The organism is Pseudomonas sp. HMWF006 (assembly GCF_003061205.1).
GTDB lineage: Bacteria > Pseudomonadota > Gammaproteobacteria > Pseudomonadales > Pseudomonadaceae > Aquipseudomonas > Aquipseudomonas monsensis.
The window spans coordinates 1016-15677 of the sequence record NZ_QAIU01000279.1; the positions used below are offsets into that span (position 1 = coordinate 1016).

Sequence of the window (14662 nt, forward strand, 5' to 3'; positions counted from 1 at the left end):
GGTGCGCATAGCCGATCAGTGCGTCGAAACCGGAGGTGGCCAGGGTCGACGCCACCAGCCCGAAAATACCCAGCGGTGCAAAACGAATCACCACGCGCACGATCAGGGTCACGCCGTTCGACAGGTCGCCGAGCACTTCACGGGTGGTGTCGCCGGCATGGCGAATCGCGACGCCCATGCCGATCGCCCAGGCCAGAATGCCGATGAAGTTGGCGTTGATCAGCGCGTTGACCGGGTTATCCACCACGCTCAGCAACAGGCTTTGCAGCACTTCGCCAATGCCGCCCGGTGCGGTCACCGAAACGTTATCGGTGGACAGCACCAGATGCGAGGGAAAGGTCATGCTGGCAATCACCGCCACAACGGCTGCCGCGAAGGTGCCCAGCAGGTACAGGAACAGAATCGGCCGGATATGGGTTTCCTGGCCGTGCTTGTGGTTGGCGATCGAGGCCATCACCAGCACGAATACCAGAATCGGTGCCACGGCTTTCAGTGCCGAAACAAACACTTTGCCGATAAACGCAGTGCTTTTCGCCGCTTCCGGGGCGAACAGCGCCAGGGCGATACCGGCGATCAGGCCGATCAGGATCTGCGTGACCAGGCTCAGGTTCTTGAGGCGTTGCAGGAGAGAAGGGGATGAGGCGGTCATAACGGCATCTCTGATTTTTTATAGGGGTGCAAGGTGCATGAGGGTAGCGTTAAAGCGGGGGCAGGCAACCGTCATGCCGCGAACGTGCTGATGCGATATCAACGCTAATAAACTCGGCGTTGAACAAGCTGTACGTTTTTCAGGGCGCGGACTTTATCACAGCGCAGGCCTTATTCTTCAGGCCTGTGACGATCTGCCACCGATCATGTCGGCAAGATCGACAGGTTTGTGCAAGTCAGTGCGGACACTCTCTGTTAAGATTCTCCATCCTCATTTTCAAACTCTGCCAGCGGACCTCCGGGTCAACGCTGGTGTCGTCGTTTTGCTGGAGTTGCGCATGCTGTTGCCCATTCTTCTGTTGTCCGCCGCCGGTTTCACGGTGCTGACCACGGAATTCGTTATCGTCGGCCTGCTGCCGGCGATTGCCCGAGACCTTGAAGTCACCATCCCGCAGGCCGGATTGCTGGTCACTCTATTCGCTTTTACGGTCGCGATGTTCGGGCCATTCCTTACTGCGTATTTCGCCCGATTCGAGCGCCGCCGGCTGTTTATCACCATCCTGATCATGTTCGGTCTGGCCAATACCGTGGCCGCGCTGGCGCCGAATATCTGGGTCATGGCGATTGCCCGATTGATCCCGGCGCTGGGGCTGCCGGTGTTCTGGGCGCTGGCCAGTGAAACGGCGGTGGACATTGTCGGGCCGGATTACGCTGGTCGCGCCATCGCCAAGATCGGCTTCGGGATTGTCTGTGCCACGGTGTTCGGCATTCCGGTCGGTACGCTGATTTCCGATGCGTTCGGCTGGCGCAGTGCCTTTGGCATTCTGGCGGTGATCGCGTTTGCCAAGGCCTTGCTGTTGTTTGTTTTCCTGCCCAAGACCAGCCTGCACCAGCATCAGGTCAGTTTCCGCTCGCAGTTCAAGATCCTGCGCAGTCCGTTGATGATCGGGCACATCCTGCTGTCGATCCTGGTGTTTAGCGGCATGTTTACTGCTTATACGTATCTGGCGGACATCCTTGAGCGCCTGGCCGGTTTCAATGGCACGGTGGTCGGCTGGTGCCTGATGGGCTTCGGGGCGGTCGGCTTGATCGGCAACTCGCTGGGTGGCCGTGCGGTGGATCGTCATCCGCTCGGTGCGTCAGTGTTGTTCTGCGCGTTCATGATTGCCGGCATGGTGTCGCTGGTGCCGAACATCCATTCGCCACTGGGCCTGGCGGTGGCTATGGGGATCTGGGGCGTGACTCAGGCTGCGTTGTTCCTGGTCAGCCATGTGCGCCTGATGAAAGCCGCACCGGAAGCGCCCGCGTTTGCCGCTTCGTTGAACATCGCCGGGGCCAACCTGGGGATCGGCCTGGGCGCTATGATCGGTGGACGGGTGATCGACAGTGCCGGTCTGGGCTTCCTCGGGTTCGCCGCCGCCGGGTTCATCCTGCTGTCGGTGTTCCTCGCCATGGTGCTGATGACCCTCAAGCCGCGCGACGCCTGCGCGCAAGCGTCATAACGCGGTAAACAGCTCGCGTCGGGCACCTTCGGTAATCGCCACAATGCCGGGGTGCTTGACCTTGCGTTCTACCGAAATCGCGTAGAACGACTCGGTCACCGCGTCCGTCTGGCCAATCAATTCCACGCCGTACTGGCGCTTCACTTCATCGGCAATCACGCTCGGGCCGATAAAAATCCCGCTGCCGGACTGGCCGAACGCCTGCATCAAGGCACTGTCATCGAATTCGCCGACGATTTGCGGCTGGATCTGCTGCTCGGCGAACCAGCGCTGCAAACGGCTGCGCACCACGGTTTCCGCTCCGGGAATCAACAAGGGTGCGCCGTGGAGGCTGCGCGGGAAGTCTTGTCCGTATTGAGCCGCCAGCTGCGCGGTGGCGAAGAAACTGATCCCGCATTCACCGAGTTTCTGACTGTAGCCCTTGATGTCGAGGTGCGAAGGCATCGGGCTGTCGGAGATCACCAGATCCAGGCGCTGGATCGCCAGGTCCGCCAGCAAACGTTCGAGTTTGTCTTCGCGGCAGGTGATGCGCAGCGGCTCGTTCAGCTCCATGGTCGGCGCGATCAGCCGGTAGACGATGGACTTGGGCACCACGTCTGCCACACCGACCCGAAACAGGATCTGCTGTTCATTGGGTTGCGCGCGCAGCATCAGTTCCAGCTCACCGCCGAGCTGGAACATCTGCTCGGCGTAGGGCAGGGCCTGGCGCCCGGCTTCGGTCAGTTCAAGTTGCCGGCCGACCCGTCGGAACAACTCTATGCCGTAGGTTTGTTCGAGCAGCGAAATCTGCCCGCTGATAGTCTGTGGCGTCAGATTCAGCTGTTCGCAGGCGCGCACGATGCTGCCGGTCTTGGCGACCACCCAGAAATAATGCAGTTGTCGGTAATTGAGCATAAGCCCGCAGTCCTTGTGTAGGCGCTGCCGGAGGCTGTGATCTTTTGATCCTGTTTTTCAAGAAGCAAAGATCGCAGCCTGCGGCAGCTCCTGCATGAATGTTTGGGTTCGTAAAAACCGAAGTATAGCCGCTAAAAATACGAATTTTCCTGAAGTGTCCGCTTGCCTAGAATGCCCAGCCATCGACGGCCGGTCTGCGACCCTGTCTGTTCATTCGAAGGAAAGCCCAATGAAATACACAATCCCTGCGTTGATGTTTACGTCTTTACTGCTCATGGCCGGTTGTGATCAGGCGGAAAAGAGCGCCCAGCAGTTGATGGGCAAAGCGGCCGAAAGCGCCAAGCAGGCCATCGACGACACCCACAAGGCCGCCGAACAAGCGCTGAGTGACGCCACGGGCGGGTTGATCGAGAAAAAAGAAACACCGGAAAAAGACGCGGAAAAATCCGAATCTTCCTCCAAGACCATTTAAACCGTCGTACAACGAGTCAGGACTGACCCATGGAATATCTATTAGAACTCGCCGCCAGCCCTGCCGCCTGGGTTGCTTTGGCCACACTGGTGGTGATGGAGATCGTGCTCGGCATCGATAACCTGATCTTTATCTCGATCCTGACCAACAAACTGCCTGAGCAGCATCGGCAGAAAGCCCGTCGCATCGGTATCGGCATGGCGTTGATTCTGCGTCTGGCCCTGTTGAGCACCATCGCCTTTATCGTGCAGTTGACCGCCCCTGTGATTGAAATCATGGGCCAGGCTTTCTCCTGGAAGGACATGATCCTGATTGCCGGTGGTCTGTTCCTGGTGTGGAAAGCCACGACCGAGATCCATCACAGCATGGACCCGGCGCCGGAAGACCCAAAAACCGCGACATCGACCGTGACTCTGGGTTTTGCGGCCGCCATCGGTCAGATCTTGATGCTGGACATGGCGTTCTCCATCGACAGCATCATTACTGCGGTGGGCATGACTGAGCACTTGCCGATCATGGTGATCGCGGTGGTGGTCTCGGTGCTGGTGATGCTGTTCGCGGCTGAGCCTCTGGCCAAGTTCATCAACGACAACCCGACGGTGGTGATGCTGGCCCTGGGCTTCCTGATCATGATCGGCATGACGCTGATCGCCGAAGGCTTCGGCGCCCACGTACCGAAAGGCTATGTGTATGCGGCGATGGCGTTCTCGGCAGCGATTGAAGTACTGAACATGCTGTCGCGCCGGACGAAGCAGAAGAAGCTCGCTCAGCAGGCTTAATCGGCAACCAAGTAAAAAGGCCGGCTGGACTCCTGGAGTCCAGCCGGCCTTTTGCTTTATGCAGGAACTGCCGAAGGCTGCGATCTTTTGACGTTCATGATCAATGGATCGCGGTCTGCGGCAGCGCTTGCATCGGGTTTATGTCAAACGACCTGTCAGTGCGCAGTCGCGTGGCGCACGCGTTGTTTTTCCGGTTTGTGAGTCGGCGCCAAATCGACAGGATGATGGTGGCGCCGGGCAATACGCAGCACACCCCACAGCATGGCGGTGGCAACGGCCAGCCAGCCGGCAATCAACATCACGATGGTCATGGTCAGGCTCATCAGTGCCTCCTCTTCGCCCTGCATCGGGCGCACACTTATTCAATTCGCTCTGTTTCAGTGACAGTCTAGACAATGCGGTGTTTCAGGCTATTGACCAAAGGTCGCTGGTGACCAATCAGTTCGCTCTATGCAAACGCTGCGGCTACGGTTTAAGGCTATACCGCAGCCGTGCGCGGCCCTATGATCGCTGGCGTTGCCGGAACACGATGACCGGCGTCTGAACAGAGAGTAACGATGGTCCAGGTATTTTCTCGAATTCGTGTGTCGCTGCTGATGGCTGGTTGCGCGGCGCTGCTGGCTGGTTGTGCGGGCAGTGTGGCGCCAGAGGTCAAGCGTTTGCCGGAGCGGGTCGAACTCAGTGGTACGTTCTATCGGGGCGACGCCCATCAGAGTGGGCCGCAAGTGTTGGCGAGCCTGTTGTCGCAGCAGGGCATCGTGACCACCCCGGGCCTGCTGGAAAAACCGCTGCACCTGCCCGGTGGCGAAGACAAGCTGCAAGAGAATATCCAGAACCTGGCCCGCGAGTACGGCATGGTGGTCTACCCGCTGGATGCCAACCTGCCGGCGCTGCTGACGCAGGTCGCGGCGGGATACCCGGTGATGGTGCGTTTCAGCGAGGGCGCGGCGTTCTGGGCGGAACCGCGTTACGCGATCCTGTCCGGCTATGACCGCAATAAACAGAAGGTGCTGCTGCGTGCCGGCATGAACCGTCGCGAACTGATGAGCTTCAGTTCCTTCGAATCGGCGCTGGAGAAATCAGGTGGCTGGGCGATCCTGATCCAGAAACCTTCGCAGATTCCGGCGGCAGTCGACCGTGGCCGTTGGCTCAAGGCGGCCGATGAGCTGGCTCAGGCCGGTCAGGAAAACGAAGCGGCACAGGCGCGCAAGGCGCTGGCTGCGCACTGAGGCTCCGTTCGTCATTTGCCGGGCACGACTGCGCCCGGCAACCCTCCAAATCATAGAGCCTGCTTTTCGCGGGTGAACCAGGAGGCGACATGACAGATTCCCCATCACCGAAAGGCCCGCATTCTTCCGAGCATTCCTCGGGAGATGATCTGGGGTTTGATCCGGACTCGCCTGACCTCGATGATCCGCAGGTCGACCCTGTCGGCCCGGCCAAGGCGCCTCTCGATGTGGTGCCCGGCGAGGACCCGAAAAAACCTGCCAGGCCCTACGATCCCTTAGCCAATCTGAAACCTTGATGTGAGGTGCGTATGAGTACCGATTCAAGCTTCGATGACCAAAAACCGGACAGCGTGCCGACCACGCCCGAGACCGATATCGACCCGGTGCTGGACCCGGACAGCGCGCTACGCGACCCGTTGGCCCGACCGTTGGTGGCGCCCGGACTTTTACCAGATCCGCAAAAGGGCGATGGCATCCCGGATGATGACCAGATGCCATTGCCCAATGATTGAGCAAGGCTGACCGGCGGACTGCCTTTGTAGTGAGGGAGCTTGCTCCCTCACCTTGGGCAAATCTGTCTGAAAGCGTGTTGAATTACTTCGAAGCCTCAACCACGCCGCTCTGCCGCGACTTGAGGTTTTTATCCGCTTTGTATTGCTGCGCCACTGCCGGAACGCTGGCGCTTCTGCCGGTTTCCACCCAGCTGCGGATACGGCTGGCATCGGCAAAATGGGTGTATTTGCCAAACGCGTCGAGAATCACCAGGGCGACGGGGCGATTGCCCATCTTCGTCACCAGGACCAGGCAATGACCGGCCGGGTTGGTGAAGCCGGTTTTGGTGATCTTGATGTCCCAGTCGGCTTTGTTCACCAAATGATCGGTGTTGCGAAAGCCCAGGGTGTAATTGGGTTTGCGGAACGAAACGGTCTTTTCCTTGGTGGTGGTCAGCTCGCTGAGAATCGGATGTTTGCTCGCCGCTACCAGCAGCTTGCTCAGGTCGCGGGCCGTCGAAACGTTGCGCTCCGACAGGCCGGTCGGTTCAACGTAGTGGGTGTGAGTCATGCCCAGTGCCTTGGCCTTGGCGTTCATCGCTGCAATAAACGCTGCATAACCACCGGGGTAGTGATGGGCGAGGCTGGCGGCGGCGCGGTTTTCCGAGGACATCAGGGCGATCAGCAGCATTTCGCGGCGCGGCAGTTCACTCTTGAGTTTGACTCGGGAGAACACGCCCTTCATTTCCGGCGTGTTGCTGATATCGACATTGATCCATTCGTCCATGTTCTGCCGGGCTTCGACCACCACCAAACCGGTCATAAGCTTGCTGACGGAGGCGATCGGGACGATCACGTCAGGGTTGCTGGAATAAATGACTTTATTGGTCTGCATATCCATGAGCAGAGCGCTGCCGGAGGCGATCTTCAGTGTCGAAGCATCGCGAGGGGCAGCGGTGGTTTCCGCAGCGTTGATCGTTGGCGTGATGAATGTGCCTGTAAAAGCGAAAAACAGGCTCAGAATCGAAAGACGAATTTTCACGCGGGCGAACTCATAAAGGTTGGATATTCCGTTAGTTTGTAACGGGTTATTTCTTCAAAGCGTCGCATTCTAGGAGTATGGCTGAAGATCTGTCGATGGTTGTTTGAATGACCTGAAAAACTCGTGAAAAGGCCTGTAAAAAGAGGGGTTTCCGGCGAACGGTTAGTGTTTTTTCTCAGGCATGAAAAAACCCGCACGAGGCGGGTTTTTCAACGGTGCAAAATACGCCTCAGGCGTGCAGGGTTTCCGCTGCGTAGAGGGTGTTTTCCAGCAGGCAGGCACGGGTCATCGGGCCAACGCCGCCCGGTACTGGCGTAATCCAGCCGGCGCGGGGCAGGGCGGTGTCATACACCACGTCACCGACCAGTTTGCCGTCGTCCTGGCGGTTGATGCCGACGTCGATCACGATCGCACCTTCCTTGATCCACTCGCCCTTGACCAGACCCGGCTTGCCGGCGGCCACGACGACCAGATCGGCACGGCCGACGTGTCCGGCCAGATCCTTGGTGAAGCGGTGCGTGACAGTGACGGTGCAACCGGCCAGCAGCAGTTCCATCGCCATCGGGCGACCGACGATGTTGGACGCGCCAACCACCACCGCATCCAGACCATAAAGGTCCACACCCGTGCTTTCCAGCAGCGTCATGATGCCTTTAGGGGTGCATGGGCGCAGCAACGGAATGCGCTGTGCCAGGCGACCGACGTTATAAGGATGGAAGCCGTCGACGTCTTTGTCCGGGCGGATGCGCTCCAGCAGTTTGGAAGCGTCCAGGTGCTCGGGCAGCGGCAGTTGCAGCAGCACGCCGTCGATTGCCGGATCGTCGTTGAGACGATCGATCAGATCGGTCAATGCTTCTTGCGTGGTTTCGGCGGGCAGGTCGTAGGCTTGAGAGAGGAAACCGACCTCTTCACAGTCTTTACGCTTGTGCGAGACATAAACCTGAGAGGCAGGATCGCTGCCGACCAGGATCACCGCGAGGCCGGGCGTGCGCAGGCCTTGCTGGCGACGCTCGGCAACACGTTGGGCGATCTGCTGGCGCAGGCTGGCGGCGATCGATTTGCCGTCGATTAGTTGTGCAGTCATTGCGCGTGATTAACCATCGAGAGGGGAAAAAATGAGAACGCATTCTCGCATGTCGAGCGATGAGGGCAAAGGCGCTTGGTCAGCAAATTCCCCTAACTCCTTTAATTAAATGAATTTTTTTCAAAAAGGATTTGACGACCTTCGGAGCGCTCTATACTATTCGTCGCACTTGTCGGGCACAGCCTAGCACTGGTTAAGAAGGTGAAGCGGAATTACGATTCTGTGACACTGGAAAGCACTTAGTTTGTAGTCCTTTAAGAGTACAGATTAATAAGGCGCCCGTAGCTCAGCTGGATAGAGCATCCGCCTTCTAAGCGGATGGTCGCAGGTTCGAGTCCTGCCGGGTGCGCCATTAGGCAGCTTTGGCACAAGTAACGCGATATGGTGGGCGTAGCTCAGTTGGTAGAGCACGGGATTGTGACTCCCGTTGTCGTGGGTTCGATCCCCATCGTCCACCCCATATTTCGAAAGGCGCCGGATGTAACAGTCTGGCGCCTTTGCTTTAAAAGCTTCATCTGCGGATGTGGTGGAATTGGTAGACACACTGGATTTAGGTTCCAGCGCCGCGAGGCGTAAGAGTTCGAGTCTCTTCATCCGCACCAATTAAAGCTTCATTCATGCCTTGTGCCGGGTGGGGTTTCAACAAAGAAGTTATTTGGCTTTTTTGTTACGCAATATGGTGGGCGTAGCTCAGTTGGTAGAGCACGGGATTGTGACTCCCGTTGTCGTGGGTTCGATCCCCATCGTCCACCCCATATTTTGAAAGGCGCCAGATTTAACAGTCTGGCGCCTTTTTTGTTTTTGCGGTTTGGAAATCCGGCGCTTGCCGGTTTCAGGTCGCAGGAGCAGGGCAGTTCGTCGTATTTGTGCACCACGATGACGCTGCGCTGCTTGCCGGTCCTGCTTGCGGGAGCGGTCGTCAGGGAGTGATTGGCAGTCTCTTCTATATATAGAAGAGGTTGGCGCAGAGCCCTGGCGTGATTGGTTGTATTCGCCTGTGGGGCGCGCTGTATTCGTGCGGCGGTCCCGATAAATTGCCTGCTGTTTTTTTACCCGTTTTCAGTAGGGTGACTTCTTGAGTTTGACCCACTAGAATGCATGCCCTTGATTCTGGGGTCGGAAACGGCCGGCTAACGTCTGTGCAACGAGGAATATCCATGCAAGTTTCTGTTGAAAATACTACTGCTCTCGAGCGCCGCATGAGCGTCACCGTGCCGGCTGAGCGCATCGAGACTCAGGTCAACAAGCGTCTGCAGCAGACCGCCCAAAAGGCCAAGATTGCTGGCTTCCGTCCAGGCAAAGTGCCAATGAGCGAAATCAAGCGCCGTTTCGGTGCTGATGCTCGCCAGGAAGCTGTAGGCGACGTGATCCAGTCCTCCTTTTACGAAGCTGTGGTTGAGCAGAAGCTGAACCCGGCCGGTTCGCCGTCGATCGAGCCGAAGTCGCTCGAAGCTGGCAAAGACCTGGAATACGTAGCCGTATTCGAAGTGTTCCCTGAGTTCACCGTTGCCGGTTTCGAAGGCATCACCGTTGAGCGCCTGAGCGCTGACGTGGCTGACGCTGACCTGGACAAAATGCTCGACATCCTGCGCAAGCAGAACACCCGTTTCGAAGTGGCCGATCGTGCTGCCCAGAACGAAGATCAGCTGAACATCGATTTCGTTGGCAAGGTTGACGGCGAAGCATTCGCTGGCGGCTCCGCCAAGGGCACTCAGCTGGTGCTGGGTTCCGGTCGCATGATCCCTGGCTTCGAAGAAGGCCTGGTTGGCGCTAAAGCCGGTGAAGAGCGCGTTCTGAACCTGACCTTCCCAGAGGACTATCAGAACCTGGACCTGGCTGGCAAAACCGCCGAGTTCACCGTGACGGTCAACACCGTTTCCGAGCCAAAACTGCCAGAGCTGAACGAAGAGTTCTTCGCTCAATTCGGCATCAAGGAAAGCGGCATCGACGGTTTCCGCACCGAAGTTCGCAAGAACATGGAGCGTGAACTGCGTCAGGCGATCAAGTCCAAGGTCAAGAATCAGGTCATGGACGGTCTGCTGGCCACCAACCCGATCGAAGTGCCAAAGGCGCTGCTGTCCAACGAAGTTGACCGTCTGCGCGTGCAGGCTGTTCAGCAGTTCGGTGGCAACATCAAGCCTGACCAACTGCCGGCCGAGCTGTTCGAAGAGCAAGCCAAGCGCCGCGTCGTGCTGGGCCTGATCGTGGCTGAAGTGGTCAAGCAGTTCGACCTGAAGCCTGACGAAGCTCGTGTTCGTGACATGATTCAGGAAATGGCTTCGGCTTATCAAGAGCCTGAGCAGGTCGTGTCCTGGTACTACAAGAACGAGCAGCAACTGAACGAAGTGCGTTCGGTTGTGCTGGAAGAACAAGTTGTGGATACTGTTCTGCAGAAAGCTAGCGTGACCGACAAATCGGTCTCTTACGAAGAAGCGGTCAAGCCGGTAGAAGCTCCAAAAGCCGACTGATTGTTTTTGCGTTAGAAGTGCACACCATAAGCCAGCTCTCGAGCTGGCTTATGCGTATTCAAGACATAACTATTTGGGAGTGACTGCAGAGCATGTTCCGTAATTCGTATATTCAGCAGAACTCTGATATCCAGGCCGCAGGCGGCCTGGTCCCGATGGTTGTCGAGCAATCTGCTCGTGGCGAGCGCGCCTATGACATCTACTCGCGCCTTCTGAAGGAGCGTGTAATCTTTCTGGTGGGTCCTGTAGAGGACTACATGGCCAACCTGATCTGTGCGCAATTGCTGTTCCTTGAAGCGGAAAACCCGGACAAGGACATCCATCTCTATATCAACTCCCCGGGCGGTTCGGTGACAGCGGGCATGTCGATCTACGACACCATGCAGTTCATCAAACCCAACGTATCGACCACTTGCATCGGTCAGGCCTGCAGCATGGGCGCGTTCCTGCTGACTGCCGGTGCGCCGGGCAAGCGTTTCTGCCTGCCAAACTCGCGCGTGATGATTCACCAGCCACTGGGCGGTTTCCAGGGCCAGGCGTCGGACATCGAAATCCATGCCAAGGAAATCCTCTTCATTCGCGAGCGTCTGAACACGCTGATGGCCAAGCACAGCGGCCGTACTCTGGAAGAAATCGAGCGCGATACCAACCGCGACAACTTCATGAGTGCAGAAGCTGCGAAGGAATACGGTCTGATCGATGAAGTGATCAATCAGCGTCCAGCTTAAAAATAAGCAGCTCAAAACAGGCTTGGTCGGCTGGTCTGATCACCAGCGGGCTTGAAAAAGCCCGCAATAGCCTTCATCTTGTGTTGCAAGCCTATCGGATTTGGATCGAACGAATGACTGACACCCGCAACGGCGAGGACAACGGCAAGCTGCTCTATTGCTCCTTCTGTGGCAAAAGCCAGCATGAAGTGCGCAAATTGATTGCCGGCCCCTCGGTCTTTATCTGCGACGAGTGCGTCGACCTGTGCAATGACATCATCCGCGAGGAGGTGCAGGAAGCCCAGGCCGAAAGCAGCGCGCATAAATTGCCTTCGCCTAAAGAAATCAGCGGCATCCTTGACCAGTACGTCATTGGTCAGGAGCGTGCAAAAAAGGTTTTGGCCGTAGCGGTGTACAACCACTACAAGCGCCTGAATCAGCGTGACAAAAAGGCTGACGACGTCGAACTCGGCAAGAGCAACATCCTGCTGATCGGCCCGACCGGCTCGGGTAAGACCCTGCTGGCCGAAACGCTGGCCCGCTTGCTGAACGTTCCGTTCACCATCGCCGACGCAACCACCCTCACCGAGGCCGGTTACGTAGGTGAAGATGTCGAGAACATCATTCAGAAGCTGTTGCAGAAATGTGACTACGATGTAGAAAAAGCCCAGATGGGCATTGTCTACATCGACGAAATCGACAAGATTTCCCGCAAGTCCGACAACCCGTCGATCACCCGCGATGTTTCCGGTGAAGGCGTGCAGCAGGCCTTGCTCAAGTTGATCGAAGGCACGGTCGCTTCCGTTCCGCCGCAAGGTGGCCGCAAGCATCCGCAGCAGGAATTCCTGCAGGTCGACACCCGTAACATCCTGTTTATCTGCGGTGGTGCGTTCTCGGGTCTCGAGAAGGTTATCCAGAACCGTTCCACCAAGGGTGGCATCGGTTTCAACGCAGAAGTGCGCAGCAAGGAAGAAGGCAAGAAAGTCGGTGAATCCCTGCGTGAAGTCGAGCCTGACGATCTGGTCAAGTTCGGTCTGATCCCGGAGTTCGTCGGTCGTCTGCCGGTTCTTGCAACGCTCGACGAGCTCGACGAGGCTGCGCTGATGCAGATTCTCACTGAGCCGAAAAATGCTCTGACCAAACAGTATGCCAAGCTGTTCGAGATGGAAGGCGTGGATCTGGAGTTCCGGACCGACGCACTGAAATCGGTCGCCAAGCGAGCCCTGGAGCGTAAAACCGGTGCCCGTGGCCTGCGTTCGATTCTCGAAGGTGTACTGCTCGACACGATGTATGAAATCCCCTCGCAGTCCGAGGTGAGCAAAGTCGTGATCGATGAAAGCGTCATCGAAGGCAAGTCCAAGCCACTGTATATCTACGAAAACAGTGAGCCGACGGCCAAGGCAGCGCCGGACGCCTAAGCGTCCACTCTGCTGCAATAAGGAAGGGGCCTTCGGGCCTCTTTTTTTTTATGTTGTTTTTTACATCCGCTTTGCGCTTGTTTTTTTTCAAGGCAGACCCCATCTTGGTTTCAAGCTTAATTCCATCTGATTACGGCCATATGGCCGCCGTAGAGGCGAAATCATGAAGACAACCATCGAATTGCCTCTCCTGCCATTGCGTGATGTCGTGGTGTATCCGCACATGGTTATCCCGCTGTTCGTGGGGCGCGAGAAATCCATCGAAGCTCTCGAGGCAGCGATGACGGGCGACAAGCAGATCCTCCTGCTGGCCCAGAGAAATCCGGCTGATGACGATCCCGGTGAAGATGCTCTCTATCGCGTAGGTACCATTGCCACTGTTTTGCAGCTGCTCAAGCTGCCTGACGGCACCGTCAAGGTGCTGGTCGAAGGTGAGCAGCGCGGTACCGTTGAACGCTTCAGCGTGATTGACGGGCATTGCCGTGCCGAAGTCTCGCTGATCGAAGAAGTCGATGCCGCCGAGCGCGAATCCGAAGTGTTCGTGCGCACGCTGCTGTCGCAGTTCGAACAATATGTGCAGTTGGGCAAGAAAGTCCCGGCTGAAGTCCTGTCGTCGCTCAACAGCATTGATGAACCGGGTCGCCTGGTCGACACCATGGCGGCGCACATGGCGCTGAAAATCGAGCAGAAGCAGGAAATCCTCGAAATCATCGATTTGTCGGCCCGGGTCGAGCACGTTCTGGCCTTGCTGGACGCCGAGATTGACCTGCTGCAGGTCGAAAAACGCATTCGTGGTCGTGTCAAAAAGCAAATGGAGCGCAGTCAGCGCGAGTACTACCTGAATGAGCAGATGAAGGCCATTCAGAAAGAGCTGGGCGACAGCGACGAAGGCCACAACGAGATCGAAGACCTGAAAAAGCGTATCGACGCTGCCGGTCTGCCGAAAGACGCGTTGGCCAAGGCCACTGCGGAGCTGAACAAACTCAAGCAGATGTCGCCGATGTCTGCAGAAGCCACCGTGGTGCGCTCCTACATCGACTGGCTGGTGCAAGTGCCGTGGAAGGCGCAGAGCAAGGTGCGCCTTGACCTGGCGCGCGCAGAAGACATTCTCGATGCCGATCACTACGGTCTGGAAGAGGTCAAGGAGCGTATCCTTGAGTACCTCGCCGTGCAGAAGCGCGTGAAGAAGATCCGTGGTCCGGTGTTGTGCCTGGTCGGTCCTCCGGGCGTGGGTAAAACCTCGTTGGCCGAGTCGATCGCTCACGCTACCAACCGTAAATTCGTGCGGATGGCCCTGGGTGGCGTGCGTGACGAAGCGGAAATTCGTGGTCACCGCCGGACTTACATCGGTTCGATGCCAGGAAGATTGATTCAAAAGATGACAAAAGTGGGCGTGCGCAACCCGCTGTTCCTGCTCGATGAAATCGACAAAATGGGCAGTGACATGCGTGGCGATCCGGCTTCGGCGCTGCTGGAAGTGCTCGATCCGGAGCAGAACCACAACTTCAACGATCACTATCTTGAAGTCGATTACGATTTGTCGGACGTGATGTTCCTGTGCACCTCGAACTCGATGAACATTCCGCCGGCATTGCTGGACCGGATGGAAGTCATTCGCCTGCCGGGCTACACCGAAGACGAAAAGATCAACATTGCTGTCAAATATCTTTCGCCAAAACAGATCGCTGCCAATGGTTTGAAGAAGGGCGAGCTGGAATTCGACGAAGAAGCGATCCGCGACATCATCCGTTACTACACCCGTGAAGCCGGTGTGCGGGGCCTCGAACGTCAGATCGCCAAGGTCTGCCGCAAGGCCGTGAAAGAACACGCGCTGGAAAAACGCTTCTCGGTGAAAGTGACAGCTGATCTGCTGGAACACTTCCTCGGTGTGCGCAAGTTCCGCTACGGTCTGGCCGAGCAACAGGATC

15 protein-coding genes and 4 tRNA genes are annotated in these 14662 nt (G+C 57.3%); 14 read left to right on the top strand and 5 right to left on the bottom strand.

What is annotated here, in order from left to right; all coding sequences use genetic code 11:
- On the bottom strand, nt 1-649 hold a 649-nt coding region (locus DBR24_RS31980; protein ID WP_256591407.1), incomplete at its 3' end, for a cation:dicarboxylate symporter family transporter.
- Between the two features lie 337 nt (nt 650-986).
- On the opposite strand from DBR24_RS31980, the gene DBR24_RS11410 reads away from it, so the two are divergent.
- Nucleotides 987-2150: an MFS transporter gene (locus DBR24_RS11410; RefSeq protein WP_128614793.1), complete on the top strand. Its 1164-nt coding sequence runs from the start codon at nt 987-989 to the stop codon at nt 2148-2150.
- Here DBR24_RS11410 and nhaR read toward each other — a convergent pair.
- Nucleotides 2145-3044, bottom strand: coding sequence for a transcriptional activator NhaR (gene nhaR / locus DBR24_RS11415; protein ID WP_123462305.1), 900 nt, complete (start codon nt 3042-3044; stop codon nt 2145-2147). The two genes, DBR24_RS11410 and nhaR, sit on opposite strands and share 6 nt — an antisense overlap.
- A gap of 229 nt (nt 3045-3273) precedes the next feature.
- On the opposite strand from nhaR, the gene DBR24_RS11420 reads away from it, so the two are divergent.
- Entirely contained in the window at nt 3274-3516 is a 243-nt protein-coding gene (locus DBR24_RS11420) for a hypothetical protein (protein WP_007965379.1), read from the top strand.
- A gap of 29 nt (nt 3517-3545) precedes the next feature.
- A complete protein-coding gene (locus tag DBR24_RS11425) occupies nt 3546-4295 on the top strand; it encodes a TerC family protein (protein WP_128614794.1) in 750 nt (249 codons plus the stop codon).
- A gap of 155 nt (nt 4296-4450) precedes the next feature.
- Here DBR24_RS11425 and DBR24_RS31030 read toward each other — a convergent pair whose 3' ends face one another.
- Complete coding sequence (locus tag DBR24_RS31030) at nt 4451-4618, bottom strand: hypothetical protein (RefSeq protein WP_177490520.1); 168 nt, start codon at nt 4616-4618, stop codon at nt 4451-4453.
- A gap of 234 nt (nt 4619-4852) precedes the next feature.
- Between DBR24_RS31030 and DBR24_RS11430 the strand changes: the two genes are divergently transcribed.
- The 3 genes from DBR24_RS11430 to DBR24_RS11440 all read left to right on the top strand — a co-directional run bounded on the left by DBR24_RS11430 (nt 4853) and on the right by DBR24_RS11440 (nt 6036).
- Complete coding sequence (locus DBR24_RS11430) at nt 4853-5524, top strand: peptidase C39 family protein (RefSeq protein ID WP_128614795.1); 672 nt, start codon at nt 4853-4855, stop codon at nt 5522-5524.
- A gap of 89 nt (nt 5525-5613) precedes the next feature.
- Entirely contained in the window at nt 5614-5820 is a 207-nt protein-coding gene (locus DBR24_RS11435) for a DUF6021 family protein (RefSeq protein ID WP_123462308.1), read from the top strand.
- Between the two features lie 12 nt (nt 5821-5832).
- A complete protein-coding gene (locus tag DBR24_RS11440; protein WP_123462309.1) occupies nt 5833-6036 on the top strand; it encodes a hypothetical protein in 204 nt (67 codons plus the stop codon).
- Nucleotides 6037-6118: 82 nt separating this feature from the next.
- Here DBR24_RS11440 and pbpG read toward each other — a convergent pair whose 3' ends face one another.
- Both pbpG and folD read right to left on the bottom strand, forming a co-directional pair.
- Nucleotides 6119-7057, bottom strand: coding sequence for a D-alanyl-D-alanine endopeptidase (gene pbpG / locus DBR24_RS11445; RefSeq protein ID WP_123462310.1), 939 nt, complete (start codon nt 7055-7057; stop codon nt 6119-6121).
- A gap of 229 nt (nt 7058-7286) precedes the next feature.
- Nucleotides 7287-8141 carry a bifunctional methylenetetrahydrofolate dehydrogenase/methenyltetrahydrofolate cyclohydrolase FolD gene (folD, locus tag DBR24_RS11450; RefSeq protein WP_123462311.1) on the bottom strand — a complete coding sequence of 285 codons (855 nt, stop codon included), beginning with the start codon at nt 8139-8141 and terminating at the stop codon, nt 7287-7289.
- Between the two features lie 275 nt (nt 8142-8416).
- On the opposite strand from folD, the gene DBR24_RS11455 reads away from it, so the two are divergent.
- The 8 genes from DBR24_RS11455 to lon all read left to right on the top strand — a co-directional run.
- Nucleotides 8417-8493: transfer RNA gene (locus DBR24_RS11455), tRNA-Arg, on the top strand.
- A gap of 32 nt (nt 8494-8525) precedes the next feature.
- Nucleotides 8526-8601: transfer RNA gene (locus DBR24_RS11460), tRNA-His, on the top strand.
- 57 nt (nt 8602-8658) lie between these two features.
- Nucleotides 8659-8743 (top strand) — tRNA-Leu (locus DBR24_RS11465).
- A gap of 77 nt (nt 8744-8820) precedes the next feature.
- Nucleotides 8821-8896, top strand: a tRNA-His gene (locus DBR24_RS11470).
- 402 nt (nt 8897-9298) lie between these two features.
- Nucleotides 9299-10609 carry a trigger factor gene (gene tig, locus DBR24_RS11475; RefSeq protein ID WP_123462312.1) on the top strand — a complete coding sequence of 437 codons (1311 nt, stop codon included), beginning with the start codon at nt 9299-9301 and terminating at the stop codon, nt 10607-10609.
- A gap of 92 nt (nt 10610-10701) precedes the next feature.
- Entirely contained in the window at nt 10702-11337 is a 636-nt protein-coding gene (clpP, locus tag DBR24_RS11480) for an ATP-dependent Clp endopeptidase proteolytic subunit ClpP (protein ID WP_007951559.1), read from the top strand.
- 113 nt (nt 11338-11450) lie between these two features.
- Entirely contained in the window at nt 11451-12734 is a 1284-nt protein-coding gene (gene clpX / locus DBR24_RS11485; RefSeq protein WP_003223632.1) for an ATP-dependent Clp protease ATP-binding subunit ClpX, read from the top strand.
- Between the two features lie 163 nt (nt 12735-12897).
- On the top strand, nt 12898-14662 hold a 1765-nt coding region (gene lon / locus DBR24_RS11490; RefSeq protein ID WP_128614796.1), incomplete at its 3' end, for an endopeptidase La.